14 protein-coding genes are annotated in these 16844 nt (G+C 30.8%); 13 read left to right on the top strand and 1 reads right to left on the bottom strand.

Going from position 1 to position 16844, the window contains the following annotated elements; all coding sequences use genetic code 11:
* The first annotated feature begins 276 nt into the window (after positions 1 to 276).
* From fahA to WNY78_RS14930, 11 genes are all read left to right on the top strand, one after another.
* A complete protein-coding gene (gene fahA, locus WNY78_RS14880) occupies positions 277 to 1569 on the top strand; it encodes a fumarylacetoacetase (RefSeq protein ID WP_342874008.1) in 1293 nt (430 codons plus the stop codon).
* 98 nt (positions 1570 to 1667) lie between these two features.
* The gene (locus WNY78_RS14885) at positions 1668 to 3608 is read left to right on the top strand and encodes an ATP-binding protein (protein WP_342874009.1); all 1941 of its coding nucleotides are present in this window, start codon (positions 1668 to 1670) and stop codon (positions 3606 to 3608) included.
* A 4-nt stretch (positions 3609 to 3612) separates the two neighbouring features.
* Positions 3613 to 4236, top strand: a complete 624-nt coding sequence (locus WNY78_RS14890; protein WP_342874010.1) for a response regulator transcription factor — start codon at positions 3613 to 3615, stop codon at positions 4234 to 4236.
* Positions 4237 to 4368: 132 nt separating this feature from the next.
* Entirely contained in the window at positions 4369 to 5802 is a 1434-nt protein-coding gene (locus WNY78_RS14895) for a hypothetical protein (protein WP_342874011.1), read from the top strand.
* A 91-nt stretch (positions 5803 to 5893) separates the two neighbouring features.
* A complete protein-coding gene (locus WNY78_RS14900) occupies positions 5894 to 6235 on the top strand; it encodes a hypothetical protein (protein ID WP_342874012.1) in 342 nt (113 codons plus the stop codon).
* A 130-nt stretch (positions 6236 to 6365) separates the two neighbouring features.
* On the top strand, positions 6366 to 6827 hold the full coding sequence (locus WNY78_RS14905) for a hypothetical protein (protein WP_342874013.1): 462 nt from the start codon (positions 6366 to 6368) through the stop codon (positions 6825 to 6827).
* Between the two features lie 7 nt (positions 6828 to 6834).
* A complete protein-coding gene (locus WNY78_RS14910) occupies positions 6835 to 8865 on the top strand; it encodes a hypothetical protein (RefSeq protein WP_342874014.1) in 2031 nt (676 codons plus the stop codon).
* A gap of 6 nt (positions 8866 to 8871) precedes the next feature.
* Positions 8872 to 9297 carry a hypothetical protein gene (locus tag WNY78_RS14915; protein WP_342874015.1) on the top strand — a complete coding sequence of 142 codons (426 nt, stop codon included), beginning with the start codon at positions 8872 to 8874 and terminating at the stop codon, positions 9295 to 9297.
* Positions 9297 to 9785: a hypothetical protein gene (locus WNY78_RS14920; protein WP_342874016.1), complete on the top strand. Its 489-nt coding sequence runs from the start codon at positions 9297 to 9299 to the stop codon at positions 9783 to 9785. The genes WNY78_RS14915 and WNY78_RS14920 overlap by 1 nt, the downstream gene beginning before the upstream one ends.
* 111 nt (positions 9786 to 9896) lie before the next feature.
* Positions 9897 to 11480 (top strand): ELWxxDGT repeat protein, encoded by a 1584-nt coding sequence (locus tag WNY78_RS14925; RefSeq protein WP_342874017.1) that lies wholly within the window; start codon positions 9897 to 9899, stop codon positions 11478 to 11480.
* A gap of 243 nt (positions 11481 to 11723) precedes the next feature.
* The gene (locus tag WNY78_RS14930; RefSeq protein ID WP_342874018.1) at positions 11724 to 12908 is read left to right on the top strand and encodes a hypothetical protein; all 1185 of its coding nucleotides are present in this window, start codon (positions 11724 to 11726) and stop codon (positions 12906 to 12908) included.
* A gap of 88 nt (positions 12909 to 12996) precedes the next feature.
* Here the strand turns inward: WNY78_RS14930 and ytxJ are convergent, their stop codons facing one another.
* A complete protein-coding gene (gene ytxJ, locus WNY78_RS14935) occupies positions 12997 to 13380 on the bottom strand; it encodes a bacillithiol system redox-active protein YtxJ (protein ID WP_342874019.1) in 384 nt (127 codons plus the stop codon).
* Positions 13381 to 13665: 285 nt separating this feature from the next.
* On the opposite strand from ytxJ, the gene clpB reads away from it, so the two are divergent.
* On the top strand, positions 13666 to 16275 hold the full coding sequence (clpB, locus tag WNY78_RS14940; protein ID WP_342874020.1) for an ATP-dependent chaperone ClpB: 2610 nt from the start codon (positions 13666 to 13668) through the stop codon (positions 16273 to 16275).
* 161 nt (positions 16276 to 16436) lie between these two features.
* Positions 16437 to 16838 (top strand): hypothetical protein, encoded by a 402-nt coding sequence (locus WNY78_RS14945; RefSeq protein ID WP_342874021.1) that lies wholly within the window; start codon positions 16437 to 16439, stop codon positions 16836 to 16838.
* The last annotated feature ends 6 nt before the right edge of the window (positions 16839 to 16844 follow it).

Consider the following 16844-nt stretch of genomic DNA (forward strand, 5'->3'; position numbering starts at 1 on the left):
GAGCATGTTATTAACAGTTAAATTATCGGTATTTTTTTCTCCTTTTATAGGTTTAGAATAAAAAAATTATGTAGGTTTGAATAGAAAATAATGAGTTCATCTTAACTATTTGTTTTCAACCGAAAAGTTTAGCTTTTGTACTGTAATGAAGATGTTTTTTTATCAACATAGCATCGCTACGTTTATAAATAAAAACAAAATTAGAGTTCAAAATGAAAATTTTGTAGGTAATAGAAATAATCAAGATGAATTCTAAACAACAAAATACGCTTCATTATGCCTTTATCTGCAAATAATCCTGATCGCTCATCGTGGCTACACGTTGGGAAAAATTCTGATTTCCCAATTCAAAACATTCCATTTGGAGTGTTCTTAACTCGAGATGACATTATTACTATTGGAACTCGAATTGGTGATACTGCCATTGACCTTGGTGCTTTGCATCAATTAGGATATTTTGAAGGGATTCCTTTGACTGATGATATTTTTCTTCAGGATACCTTAAATGATTTTATTGCAGATGGTAGAAAAACTTGGCGATTAGTACGTAATCGTATTGCACAAATTTTTGATGCAGATAACGATAAATTAAAAAACAACAATCCGCATAAAGAAGCCATTTTATTCCGTTTGGATGAAATTGAAATGCAATTACCAATTCAGGTTGGTGATTATACAGATTTTTATGCAAGTAAAGAACATGCAACTAATGTAGGCACAATGTTTAGAGATCCTGATAATGCATTATTACCAAATTGGGTTCATATGCCAGTTGGTTATCATGGTCGTAGTTCTTCTATTATTCCTTCGGGAATTCCTGTTCATCGTCCCCAAGGTCAAACGATGCCAGCCGATGCCAAAGCACCAGTTTTTGGCCCATCTAAATTAGTAGATTTCGAATTAGAAATGGCCTTCATTACTACAGATGCTAATGATTTAGGTGAACCAATTCCGATTGCTGAAGCTGAAGAATACATCTTTGGATTAGTACTATTTAACGATTGGTCTGCTCGTGATATTCAAAAATGGGAATATGTTCCATTAGGACCATTCTTAGGTAAAAACTTTGCATCGTCAATGTCACCTTGGATTGTTACACTTGATGCTTTAGAACCATTTAGAGTAGAAAGCCCTAAACAAAACCCTAAGCCATTAGAGTATCTACAAACAAAAGGTAAAAAGAGTTTTGATATCAATTTAGAAGTTGGTATTCAGCCAAAAGGTGCTAAAGAAACAACAGTTGCAAAATCAAACTTTAAATACATGTACTGGAATATGTCTCAGCAATTGGCACATCACACAGTAAATGGTTGTCCAGTAAACTCTGGAGATATGATGGGAAGTGGAACCATATCTGGTCCAACTCCAGATTCTTATGGATCTATGTTAGAATTATCATGGAAAGGCACAAAACCATTAAAAATGAAAGATGGTACTGAGCGTAAATTCATAAATGATTATGATACTGTAATCATGAGAGGCTATTGTGAAAATGATGGAACTCGTATTGGGTTTGGAGCTGTAAAAACACAGTTGTTGCCTGTTTTTAATCCTAAAAAGAAGAAATAGAAAAAAGTATATATATTTTTAAAAAAACCTACCCTTTTGGGTAGGTTTTTTCATTTATAGGTTTTCGTACTTTTAAGTTTTATAATCTAAACCTGAAAATGTATTTACTAAACAAATCAATTTTTTCTTATTGCATTATTTTTTCTACATTTTTCATGTATGGACAAAATGATTGTAAGTGTCATAATACTAACACTACTGAAGACAATTTAAACTACAGTAATAGAGACTCTATAAGTGTATTTAAAACTATTAATGAATATAAAAACGCTCAAAATGAAGGTTGTTTTTTTAAAAGTCTTATCCTAGAATTTGAGTTCTATTGTTCAGAAAAAAAAATAGATAAAGCAGCAGATTTATTAGCAGAAATTGAACGTGCATATAAAAAAACGAATGACTGTAAAAACCAATTCACTTATGATTTATATGCAAGCAAAGCCCTTTTTTATCGTAAAACAAGCCATCTTGAAAAGATGTCGGAGTTTTCTTTTTTAGCTTTAAGTGAAGCAGAAAAGCTCAAGGATTCTCAAAAACAAATTGAAGCTCTTAACCATATCGTGCATTTATTTACTAGAATGCAAGAGAGCGAAAAAAATTGGTCTTATATAAAACGTGCACAAGACTTAATTTTACAACAAGTTGATTCAATAAATTTAATAAAAAATTACAGATGGCTAGCACTCGTTTATGAACATGAATATACTAGAACAGAACGTAAAACTCTATTAGATTCAACTGAATTATTTATCAATATTTCTAAGAAAGAAGCATTAAAACATAACATAAATTATGAATTAGCTTTACTCTATCGTGCTCAAGAAGCTATATCATATCACAGAGGAGATATTATAAACGGTCTAAAATATATTGATTCTGGAATTTATTATGCAAAAAAAATAAAAGGCATTAAAAGCATAGGTCCTTACTACATAGCAAAAGCATATGACCATTGGGATTTAGGGCAATTGAAAGCTGCAGAAAAATGGACAGATACTGCTATTTATTATGATAAAAAATATGATCTTAAAACTGATATTGGAGGACGTATGGCTATGCAAATTTCTGCTTCTGAAATTTATGAAGGTATTGGAGAAACTAAGAAAGCCTTATCAACTTACAAAAATTATAACAAGTTAAAAGATAGCTTACTAAAACAAAAACGAATAGAAATTGTAAACGAGTTAGAGACTAAGTACAAAACGGAACTTAAAGATTCAGAAATTAAAAGCCTTAGCCAACAACAAATTATAGCCGACCTTGAACTCACCAACAAAAAAGCCAAAATCAAGAGGCTTACATTTTGGTTTGTGCTTATAGCCTTGTTATTAATATTACTACTTTTTATTACAAAAATGATTCAACTAAAAAAAACACGTCAAAGAAACAAAGAGCTTAAAATAGCTCTTGAAAGACAAATACAACTTGAAAAAGAACTCTCTGATGTTAGGGATGAGATTGCACAGGATTTCCATGATGATCTCGGAAATAAATTAGCTAGAATTTCATTATTATCTAACTTAGTAAGTGGTGAAGCTTCTATAGATGACCCAAAAGTAAAATCTAAACTCAAACAAATTACTGAAGATGCCAATGGTCTTTATAAAGGGACAAGGGATTTTGTGTTTTCTTTAAAATCAAATAGCGATTATATAGAAGTAGTTGCTACTTACCTTTCAGATTTTGGTGAGGATTTCTTCGGAAAAACTAAAGTTAAATTCATTGTTGAAAAGAATATTGATTCAAATAAAAAACTACCACATTATTGGAACAAGCAACTTGTGTTTATTTTTAAAGAAGCTTTAACCAACGCATTAAAACATTCTAAATGCCAAGAAATTAAATTATCATTTGTCTTAAAAAATAACACACTCAAGATATCCTGTATTGATGATGGAATAGGCATTTCAGAAACTGATTTAAAATCCTCAAACGGATTATCAAATATGAAAAATCGAGCACAAAAGATAGGTGGTCAATTGACAATTGATTCTGTATTAAATAAAGGCACAACTATAACTTTTATAGGAAAAATAAATTAAAAAAATGAAACATAAAGTCGTCATAGTAGAAGATAATATCCCTTTAAGTGAGGGTTTTGCTGAAATTATAAATCAAACTAGCGATTTTGAAGTTGTTGCCATTTACGACAATTGTGAAGATGCCATAAAAAATCTAAGAAAAGATGGTGCTAAAACCTTCTTAATGGACATTGATCTTCCTGGTATTAATGGTGTTGAAGGCACCAAACAAATCAAAAAAGTGTTCCCAAATGCCAATATAATAATGGTTACGGTTTTTGAAAATTCAGATGTTGTTTTTGATGCATTATGTGCTGGTGCTTCTGGATATTTAACAAAGAATCTGAAATCCGAAGAGTTGATAGATGCATTAAAAGAATGTGTTTCTGGTGGAGCACCAATGAGTATTAAAATCGCAAAAATGGTAGTTGGCTCATTTCAGAAAAAACCAAGTAAAATAGAACTGTCAAACCGAGAAAAAGATGTTTTGATGCAACTCTCTGAAGGTAATAGCTACGATAGTATTGCCGATAATTTATTCATTAGCAAAAACACCATAAAATTCCATTTAAAAAACATCTACATTAAACTACAGGTTAATTCTAACATTGAAGCGGTACAAAAAGCAAACAAGGAAAACTTACTTTAAAACTACCCTTTTGGGTATTACAAATACTCAATTCTATCACTATTTTTATTTCTTGCAACCTCAGTTATGATGTAATTGAGAAAAACGTAACATTAAATAATTTTACCCGTCTTTAATATAAATAATCATTTTATGAAATTAATACTCACAACAGTTGTAGCTTTTGTAATTACTTTTCAAAGCTATGGACAAAACAGTTTTATACAAATAGAAAGCAACAAAACTCTAGACTTATTTAATTTTTTAGAAACTAGCTCTGGACACGTGGGAACATCTAAATCATTTCAAAAGTATATCTCTGATTCACTTTCACATGATAAAGAGTTTAATATGCTTATTGATTCTTATTCTAAACTTAGATTACATTATTCTATTGAACAACAAGAATTTCCTGATAAAAGAACAGCTTCAATTCCGATTAAAAATTTACTATGGATTGCTGCTTCAAATGCAAATAGCATTGATGATTTTAGTCAGCGAATAATAGGAACATTACCACATAAAACACATATTCAACTTGTAAAAGCATTAAAAGTTGCAGAACCTTACTATAATGATCTGATATGGAAAAAAGAACAGGATAATATTGCTAGAATACAAAATCAATTAAGTAATTATAAGGAACAAATTAGTGAAACGTATCTCAAAATAAGTAAATTCTATAACACTCCATGGAATACTGATATTCCATTTAAGATAATGCTTTATCCAATCCCACTAACAGCAGGCAACACTACAGCATACCAAAAAGGAAATGCACTTATATGTGGTTTTATGTCTCATAATGAAAATGAATATAAAGCGCAACTTGGAATTATCATTCATGAAATGTGCCATCTTTTGTATAGAGAACAAAGCGCTGAATTTCAACATAAAATAGAGCAATGGTTCACAAACTCCACCTCACCATATGCTCCACTTGCCTATACTTTCTTTGATGAAGCTTTAGCTTCTGCATTAGGAAATGGATGGGCTTATAAGCAAATTCACAAGAGTTTAGATCCAAAAGAATGGTATAACAATAAGCATATTGACGGCTTTGCACATGCCCTATACCCAATTGTGGAACAATATGTAAATAGTGGAAAAAACATAGACCAATATTTTGTAAACACATCTATTGAGTTATTTGAAAAGAAATTCCCAAAAGCCACTGTAGAAACAGCCATTTTAATGAATAGCTTGGTGATTTACGCAAATTCTGAAAAAGAAACTGAAATAGATGATATATTAGATACTATTTACAATTATTTCAATATTCGGTCTATGTGGCTTTCAACACCTATCCTATCTGATAATTCTAAAAAAAAATTCGACAAAAAGGAAACAACCAAGTTATTTGTCATTGATTTAGACAACGCTAATACGGTTAAAGGTTTACAAGAGCATTTCCCTCATCTTAAAATACAAACGCCTTTAAATTCTATTGATATTTTAAAAGATGAAAAAACGAGTAGTACTTTGATAATAATAAACATAGATGATTTAGCTAAATTAAATGACGCTTACAAAGTGTTATTTAATATTACTTATTTAGAAAATGGAATGAATTACAAAATAAAATAATCTAAAAATTTAAGCTAAAACTACCCTTATGGGTGTAACCACACTTTGATATAGTTCCTAATTTTATTTCATAATAATCAAAATAAATATTATGAGAAAATTAGTTTTACTACCTGTTTTGTTACTTTTTGGAGCCTTATGTCTTGCTTTTACGACACCTAATACAACTTCAAATAATTTAAATAATGAGAGCGTAGGTTATCTACCTACAAACTGCGATGAACCCATTCATTTTCAAATTAATAGACAAGAACCTTGTTCTATATTGGAAGTAAATCCTGACACAGGCGAACTATCACGACGTCATGGTAAAGTTGAAGGTTTATGTGGAAACTATAATGAAAAAAGAGTTTCAATATCATATACAGTAACTAATTCAGATGGTGTAACTCAAGGAAATTTCATCATTATAGATTTAGAGGAAGAAGAATAAGTTTTAGTAGGTTGATTTTAATTAATAGAGAAAGTGTTGAGTATAAAACTCAACACTTTTGTTTTTAATAATCTACCCTTTTGGGTAGTACATAATAATGTTTTCGCAAGTAATTTTAAACAAAAAAGTTATGATACAATTAAAAACATTTTTAATATTATTACCACTACTTCTACTTCAATTATGTAGTGAAGATAATCAAACAAATGATTGTGAAGATTTAAATATCAGTATAACAAGTTTAGAAAGTGAATATGATTGTCTCGACACAAGATATCAACTCAACATAGATTTAGTAGATAATTTTGAGCTTATAACCTCTCAAGAGGAATTTGTAAGCATAGTTTCAGGAGATTGCCAACCTATGATAGATTTTACAACTTATGATCTAGTTGTTGGTAAGCAACAACTAACTAATGGAAATGAAACTATTAGTTATGATCTGATACTGGACTGTAAAACTTCAAATTTAGAACTAACCATCACATTTATTCAAAATGAAACTGATGTAGCTCCAAATTTAGCATATCATGTCTTAATGCCAAAACTTTTAGAAACACAAACACTCACTGTTGATATTATAATAAACTAAATCTCTCATGAAGAAAACAATACTATTCATATTTCTAATTATAGGTTGCTTTGGCTATTCTCAAATTAACTTGAAAAAATTAAAAAAAGCGAAGACTAAAATTGAAAAAGAAATTATATCTACAAACAATACTAAAAACGAGACGTTTAATCAAACTAAGGATATGTCAAAAGGTGCTTGCGAATCAGCTTATAAATCGTTAACCAAATATTTAAAAAAATTAGATGATAAAAAAGCAGCCAATGAAGTTTTTAGTGGCTCTTTTAAAACTTATATAGGTTCCGCAGAACGCAATTTGGAAAGTATTAAATCTAAATGTCCAGATTTAGATATGTCCGCAGAGGAGAGCCAACTAAACAATTTTAAGTTAGATTTAAATGAGGTTGGTGGTTCAGATGAAGCAAGAGAAGCCAATATAAGAAAAGGCTATTATGATAAAGCTATTGATAATTTAGTAACAGATTTACATCCTGCATATAACGACTTTTCTAAGGCAAAATCTAATTTTCTAATTAAAGCTTTTGAATATTATAGACACAACAAACCTGCGGAAAGTTTTAAAAGACTCAAAGATGCAAAGGATCAATTTACAACTATAGCATCAAATCATAATGATTTAGATTTTTCTTTAATAAATTCTGAAATGAGCCGACTAGAAGTTCTTTTAAATTCAGAATCTGGTGCAGAAATCTCATCTAAATTAAGCAAAGAAAATACAGCTAATTACTTTAGAGATATACATATGAATCTAAATTATGTTTATAGCGAAACTAGTCATGGAGCAGATGCAAAGCAAGGACTTCAGTTTACACCATCACATAAAAAATTGCTAAAAGCACAAGAATTGTTCAAAGATTTTAGCAAAACTGATTATCTACAGGCTGTAGAAGATGCAAAGTCTAATGGCACTTTTACAAGCGCACAATTTTATATTGAAAAAGTAGTTGAAGCCTTAAATGATTATTCAAATTTTATAAATAAAAGTAGTAGTTCTTTTCATGGATATCTTGATAATTTGAATGTGATTGGCATAAAAGGTGATCCCACAAAAGAACTTGAAGAATTAGAAGCAACAAAAATATTCTGCGAACTGTTACTGAAATTTGCTCCCAACAATCCTAAAGCAACACAATGGTTAAATCAAGTTGAAGCCGAAATTAGCAAAAAAAGTTCAGGCATTATTTTTGCCAGCCAAATGCACAAAACGCATTTAAATAAAATGCTGTTTTCAACTAAAGAAATTTCTATTGGTAACGAAACCGAAAGCGATTTCTCAAAAACATTTAAATCTGGAGATTATATTTATGCAACGCTTTATTTACCTTCAACACTAAGACAGCTTACAGATTCATATGCTGCCAATAATATGGAAGTAAAAATAAACGGTATGCCAGTTGCCGAATCATCCCATACAGCTATTTGGATAACTACACCTATGCAAGAAAAAAATTACTTGCAATTTGCAATATTACCAAGTATAGCTTGGAAACAAAAACATGGTAATTTTTACGTAGAAAATAAGTTAAGAACTCACGAAGCTATTGCAGAACAATTGCTAAAAGCTGGAGCGTACTCTAATGTTACAGTAGAAGTTAGAGTTATTTTTAGAGGTACAAATTCTAACATAAAAGGAAGTTTTACGATAGATCAATCTGGTGGCACAAACCATTTAATAGACATTGTATCTCGTGAAGAAAATGACCGATTAAAAGATGCAAAATTACCAAATGCAGAAATGTCTAATTCTAATTTAGAAAGTCAAGCACTAAGTATCATGCGTAAAAAAAGTGGAAGCTCAAAAACATATTCAAAAGCCATTATCACTTCTCCTAACTGGAATTATGACAAAAACTGGAATGATGCAATAGTATCTCGCTCTTTAATTATTGCATTAGTTTCAAAAGAACACGACGGAAAGTGCATGTACCAATATCTAAACTTTAAGCAACAAGCACAAGGAGATGGTAAATACAATAACAATCTAGAGTTTGCTGGAGCAGGACAAAACGTCTATATCTCATGTGACAATATAAATTAAATAATTATGAATAAAATATTTATAACACTTATAGCTGTTTTAGCTTTAGCAGTAAATCTTTCATGTGGAAATGATGATTTAAACGCAACTACATCTTCACAGACCTTAAATGGCTTATGGAACCTAACATCTATTGAAGGTGGATTTGCTGATGTAAATTATCAATTTGACGTTGGCGAAATAACATGGAATTTTAATCTTGAAACTAATTTACTTAATGTAGTTAATAATAACTTAGAAGATATAGCCTCTGATGGATTAGAAACTGGCGAGTACAATTTTAGTATAGTCGAGTTTGATGACATTTTACTTCTTGAGATAAATAACGATAGTTTTGGATCCTACTTCATACAAAATAATGAATTAATTATTGATCAAAATGGAGAGACTTCAGGAAATTCAGATGGTTTTATACTAGGTTTTAGGCGATAATGGTAAAACAATTTTCAATAGAAAAAATAAAACGTATCAACAGAATAACATATTTCTCATTTGCTGTATTACTAATTGTATTTGCTGTATTCAATAACATTCTCAACTACCAAGAAGATGATTTGCTTAAAAATGGTATTAGAGAAAAAGTAATGGTAGTTCAAAAACATCAATCTGGTAGCAACGGTAAATATTCAAATGAACACTATTACCTTACTGTAGATTGGTTTAAAGTGATAGACACCATTCCTTATTACAAATCAAAAGACACTATTGGTATGAATTATGCTGAAAAAATGAGTAATGAGATCCTTTCAAAATCTTTTAAAAATAAAGTTCGAATTAAAACAGAACCCCTCAACACTCCTATAAAATTAAAATATATTAATGGCACCAGTTATGAAAACCTTCATCATGGCGAAATTGTAACCCTTGTCTATTTTAAAGATAAACCTGAAGAAGGACGATTACTTAGAGAACTCGAATAGCTCATACCTTTCATAAGTATTAAAACAATATATGTTGATTCTACCCTTTTGGGTAGTACAGTCTCCTATTCTAGAATCTACATTTACAACTTAACTATAAACCTATTTATTATGAAAAAATTATTACTTATTATAGCTGTTATGGCTATTACATTTACGCAAGCTCAAGTGAGTTTGGTACAAGATTTCAATCTAGGAGTTGGTGATGGTATGCCAACTTTTGATTCTAACAGGCTTAGCTTTAATGGGAATCTAATTTTTGCTACCTATAATGGTATAAATCATGGTGTGTGGATTATTAATGGCTCATCAACATTACCAGTTTTACTGGAGAATTTCACTGACTCTACTATTACACCACAATATTTTACATATTCAATGTCAAATAATAGAGTTTATTTTACTGGGCAGAGTGATACTGCAGGTAAGTCATCTTTATGGCAGTATATTGGCATCACAGGTTCAACATTTGAAGTACCTTCTACATCAATAAAAGAAATAAAATATATAACAGAATATCAAAACAAAGTCTATTATCAAGGTAATACAAGCTTTGGATATGAGTTACATTATACAGATGCTAGTACACCAGGAGCAGTTTATAATTTGAATAATATTGGTAGTAGTTCACCCGAAGAACTTACGTCTATAGTTAATGATAGTAGATTATTTTATTCTGCAATTGCTAATTCTACTAGTGGTAGAGAATTATTTATGCATTTAAGTGTCAATAACTCAAATACAGAAATCACTATTAATCCAACAGGAGATAGTAACCCGAAAGATTTTGTAACATTTAATAACAAGGTCTATTTCTCAGCAGATAATGGTACAAATGGAAGAGAGCTTTGGGTTTCAGATAGAACAATTGCTGGTACACAAATGATTTTAGACCTAAATACTGGAGCTACAGGAAGTAATCCAGAAAATTTAACGGTATATAACAACGCTTTATATTTTACAGCAACACACCCAACTTTAGGTACAGAAATATTCAAAATGAATACAACTGAAAACATTACACTTCTTAATAATATAGCCAATGGAGGAGCTAGTAGCTCTCCATCAGATTTATTTGTGTTCAATAATAAACTTTATTTTTCAGCAGACGACCTAATTAATGGACGTGAGATATGGACTTCTACAGGGTTTCCATCAACAACAAGCATGCTCAAAGATATAAACACTTCACCCGCAACTCCAGATAGTAACCCTAATGGTTTTACACCATATTATGGCGAACTTTTCTTTAGTGCAAATAATGATACTAATGGAAGAGAATTATGGAAAACTGATGGTACAACTGCTGGAACTGTCTTAGTAAGCGATATCAATTTATCTGGAGATAGTAATCCAGAAGCCTTAACTGTTGCTGGAGACAATTTATACTTTTCTGCTACGACACCTTCTACTGGAAAAGAGTTATTTAAGTATATAGATCCTAGTTTATCTGTTGATAATTTAGAATTAAAAAAATCCATTTTACTATATCCAAATCCAACAACAAACAATTTCTCAATAGAAACAAATCATCAAATTAAAGAGGTAACCATTTATGATATACAAGGACAATTTGTAAAAACTTTTGTTAATCAGCAGGACAACTATTCTATTAATGATATAGAAGCTGGTCTATATTTTGTAAATATTCAGACTAGTAATAGTACTATTTCAAAAAAACTGATAAAAAAGTAACTATGAAAAAAATAGAACAACACAAATTAGAGTTATTTCTAATTAGCTTCTACTCTAGTATATCACTTATAATTTGGTTAGTTTTTAATTAAATACTAATTATTTAAATAGAAAAAGGCACTCCTAAAAAGAGTGCTTTTTCTAGTATGGCACGCTATTTGGATTTACAATAGAAAATAATCATGAAACTTCTGTTTTACTCTAAAAAATTAATAAAACAGCGTTTCACTAAAATCCAGAATTATGAAGCAATTACTACTCACAACAGTACTTCTTCTGGTACTAACATCATGTAGCGGAAGAAAACAAATTGAAAAAGCAATTAGTCATGGAAATTATGACCAAGCTATCAATGACGCATTACAAAAACTCGAAAACAACAAAGACAAAAAGCGTAAGCAAGATTATATTGTGATGCTTGAAGATGCTTACTACAAAGTTTTGGAGGAAGATTTACAAGATGTTGAACATTTAAAAAAGGATGGAAATTCTGAGCAATATAGAGCGATCTACGAAATCTATTTAGATCTTGACGCAAGACAAAACGCAATTAAACGAGTTATGCCTTTGCAGATAAATGGTAAAAATCTCAATTTAAAATTCAATGATTATTCTTCGGAAATCGTCGACTATAGATACAAAACGTCTGATTATTTAATTGATCAAGGTATTACACTTTTAGACTCTGAAGATAAGTATAACGCTCGAGAAGCTTATGATATCTTTAGTTATATAGAAAGCATCAATCCAAATTTTGAAGAGACTAGAAGTCTTATGACTGAAGCTCATAATAAAGGAACAGATTATGTAATGGTTACTATTGAAAACCAGACTAGACAAATCATTCCACAACAATTAGAAGCCGATTTATTAAACTTTGACACGTATGGATTAAACCAATTTTGGACGGTTTATCATGCAAATCCAATTTCCGAAGTCAACTATGATTACGCGATGCAATTGCAATTAAAACAAATTAATATTTCGCCAGAGCAAGTCAACTCTAAACAAGAATTGAAACAAAAAAATATTATAGAAGGTTGGGAATATCAAACCGATAGCAATGGTAATGTGATGGTTGATAGTTTAGGTAACAAAATTAAGATTGATAAAATAGTCAATGTGAAAGCACGTTACTTTGAAACAAATCAGTTTAAATCTACCCAAGTTATTGCTGATGTTGTGTATACAGATTTAAGAACAAACCAAACCTTAGATGCTTTTGCTATAGATAGCGAGTTTGTATTTGAACATTTCTACGCAACAGTTAGAGGCGACCAAAGAGCTTTAAACAGACAAGAATATGAGTTGACTAGAAATAGAAGACTCCACTTCCCTACCGATGCACAAATGGTGTATGATACTGGAGAAGATTTAAAGTTAAAATTGAAAGATATTATTAGCTCATATAGAATGAGAAGAAGTTAAATTATTACTTAACATTTTAAAAACTCCCACATGGACATTAAACTTGCCTAAATGTGGGAGTTTTTTATATTAAAAATTTACATATAAATTAAACAAACCTCTCCAAATCCAATTCATTGATACCACTATGACTTGCATGATCAACCGTTATCCCATTTTTAATAATGAGTAGTTGAGGCGATTGATGCATTACTTGAAATTTATAACCTACTTCATTAGACACATCTCTATAACTCAATAAATCTAAATAGTATAAGTCTAAATTTGCTTCTAAATCATACATACTCACAAATTGTTTCATAACCATACTACTTATTCCGCAACGTGTAGAATGTTTAAATATCACTTGCGTTTTGCTTTTAGAGCGTTTTTCAATGGCACTTAATTGTGACACATCTGTCAAAGCTTGCCAAGGCAAAACCTTTTCTTCTTTAGGTTCTGATGAACCAAATATATTATTAAATAATCCCATTTCTGTTTTTTTTAGATCCTATAAAAATAGGAAACTTATACATTGAAAGTTATAAGTCGAATCATTATTTAAAACTTACAAACTGACGAAAAGTCACGCTAACACAAAACAAATCGGTCATTTTGTCGTTTAATTCTTACTTATTCTTATTGGTAAGGTTATTGACTAATAGATTTTGAAAATAGGTTAAACAACTGATTTATATCATTACGAATGATTCACAAGAGTCTTATTTTAGATACTTAAATTCATTAGAAATGACAATCATTAAATACAATATACAACATGAACTTTAACAATTATACCATTAAATCCCAAGAAGCGATTCAGCAAGCGCAACAGCTTGCACAAAGTTTGGGTCATCAACAAATAGAAAATGAGCACATCATAAAAGCCATTTTTGAAGTTGATGATAATGTATTGCCATTCATTCTTAAAAAACTGAATGTCAACATAGACATTTTAAAATTAGCTTTAGATAAGCAGTTAGAAAGTTTTTCAAAGGTTACAGGAGGCGAATTATCAATTTCTAGAGACGCAAGTAAAACACTTAACGAAGCATCTATCATTGCTAAAAAAATGAATGATGATTATGTCTCTGTAGAACATTTAATATTGGCGATTTTTAAGTCGAAGAGTAAGATTGCTCAAATGCTAAAAGATCAAGGTGTTACTGAAAAAGGCCTAAACGCAGCCATTGACGAACTACGAAAAGGAGACAGAGTAACGTCTCAAAGCCAAGAAGAAACATACAATTCGCTCAATAAATATGCGAAAAATTTAAATCAATTAGCAAAAGACGGAAAGTTAGATCCTGTGATTGGTCGTGATGAAGAGATTAGAAGAATACTTCAAATTTTATCTCGTCGTACCAAAAACAACCCAATTTTAGTTGGTGAACCAGGAACTGGTAAAACTGCAATTGCTGAAGGTTTAGCACATAGAATTGTTGATGGAGATATTCCAGAAAATCTAATCGATAAACAAATCTATGCACTCGATATGGGAGCATTAATTGCTGGTGCAAAATTTAAGGGAGAATTTGAAGAGCGACTCAAAGCAGTTATCAAAGAAGTCACAGATAGTGATGGAGACATCGTTTTATTTATTGATGAAATCCATACACTTGTTGGTGCAGGTGGTGGACAAGGAGCCATGGATGCAGCAAATATTTTAAAGCCAGCATTAGCTCGTGGAGAATTGCGTGCAATTGGTGCAACAACTTTAGACGAATACCAAAAATATTTTGAAAAAGACAAAGCCTTAGAGCGTCGTTTCCAAAAAGTAATGGTTAATGAACCAGATACTGAAAGTGCGATTTCTATCCTTCGTGGCATTAAAGAAAAGTATGAAACGCACCACAAAGTTCGTATTAAAGATGAAGCAATTATTGGTGCTGTAGAATTATCTGAAAGATATATTACAAACCGTTTTCTTCCAGATAAAGCCATTGACCTAATGGATGAAGCAGCTTCAAAATTACGTATGGAAATTAATTCTAAACCAGAAGAATTAGATGTATTGGATCGTAAAGTCATGCAACTCGAAATTGAGATTGAAGCAATTAAACGTGAAAAAGATGAAACAAAGTTAAAATCTTTACGTGCCGATTTAGCTAACCTTAAAGAAGAGCGTAACGAGATTAATGCAAAATGGAAAAGCGAAAAAGAAGTAGTTGATAACATTCAAACAACTAAATCTAATATCGAAGAGTACAAATTAGAAGCTGAACGTGCTGAACGTGATGGTGACTACGGAAAGGTTGCTGAAATTCGCTACGGAAAAATTAAAGAAGCACAAGAAGCTTTAGAGAAATTCCAAGATGAACTAAAAGAAAATCAAAGCGAAAGTTCTCTTATCAAAGAAGAAGTTACGTATGAAGATATTGCAGAGGTTGTCGCAAAATGGACTGGAATCCCTTTGTCCAAAATGCTACAAAGTGATCGTGAGAAACTTCTAAAATTAGAAAACGAATTACACAAACGTGTGGTTGGTCAAGAAGAAGCTATTACAGCAGTAAGTGATGCTGTAAGACGTTCTAGAGCAGGTTTACAAAATCCATCAAAACCAGTAGGAACATTTTTGTTCTTAGGAACTACAGGTGTTGGTAAAACCGAACTTGCTAAAGCATTGGCAGAATATCTATTTGATGATGAAAATGCTATGACAAGAATAGATATGAGTGAATATCAAGAAAGCCACAGTGTGAGCAGATTGGTAGGAGCACCTCCAGGGTATGTTGGTTATGATGAAGGCGGACAATTAACTGAAGCGGTTAGACGTAAACCTTATTCAGTAGTGTTACTAGATGAAATTGAAAAAGCGCATCCTGATACGTTTAATATCTTATTACAAGTGTTAGACGAAGGTCGATTAACAGACAATAAAGGACGTGTGGCAGATTTCAGAAACACTATAATTATTATGACCTCAAATATTGGAAGTCATATTATACAAGAGCGTTTCGCAGCTACAAAAGATATAGACTCTGCTATGGAAGCTGCAAAAATTGATGTTTTAGCCTTATTAAAACAAAGTGTTCGTCCAGAATTTTTAAACAGAATTGATGACACCATTATGTTTACACCTTTAAGTAAAGACAACATCAAAGAAATTGTTGGCTTACAATTAAAAAGTGTTCAAAAAATGATTGCAAAACAAGGGATTACGTTTGATGCAACTCCAGAGGCTATCACGTATTTAGCTGAAAAAGGCTATAATCCAGAATATGGTGCGAGACCTGTTAAGCGAGTGATTCAAAAAGAAGTGCTCAATGAGTTGAGTAAAGAAATTTTATCTGGAAAAGTAACTACAGATAGTATTATTTTACTTGATGCTTTTGATGATAAATTGGTTTTTAGAAATGAAGCGAGTTTAGTTGATGAAGAAATTTAAAAATAATTAAGTAACACTGTAACAAAATCTTGTTGTTACAGTCTTTTAAGTGGTTGGTTAGTTGAAAAGCAATGTGAATTTTAGAAATAAAATGAGCGTTGCTTTTCTTTTTTATAGATGTTAGATTTTGTACATTAGTAGTATAACCTAAATATAAATTTATGGGAATGATTCGCTATTACGATATTGGTCATGCTGAAGTATTTATATTTGACGATTTTCTTATCAAACAAGTTAAAGAAGGTGAAGTTATAGACATTAAAGAAGCTGACGAGTTTATAGCCATTGTTAAAAAACATTTTAATGGTAAAAACATGGCTTATATTTCTAATAGAGTAACCTCATTCTCTATAAACCCTTTAATTTATAAAAAAGCAGAAAGTATTCCCAATATGGTTGCCATTGCAGTCATAACTTTATCAGAAAAAATTCGAGCAAGTGCTATATATGAAAGTCAATTTTTTGAAGGCCCTTTTGATATTTTTGATAATTTAAGTGATGCTATTGCTTGGGTTCATAAAATAATAGAAAAAGAAAATGAAGAACAGTCAATAGAAACTTGACATTAT

Origin of the sequence: Psychroserpens sp. AS72, assembly GCF_038900375.1 — a bacterium.
In the GTDB taxonomy this organism is placed as follows: Bacteria; Bacteroidota; Bacteroidia; order Flavobacteriales; family Flavobacteriaceae; genus Psychroserpens.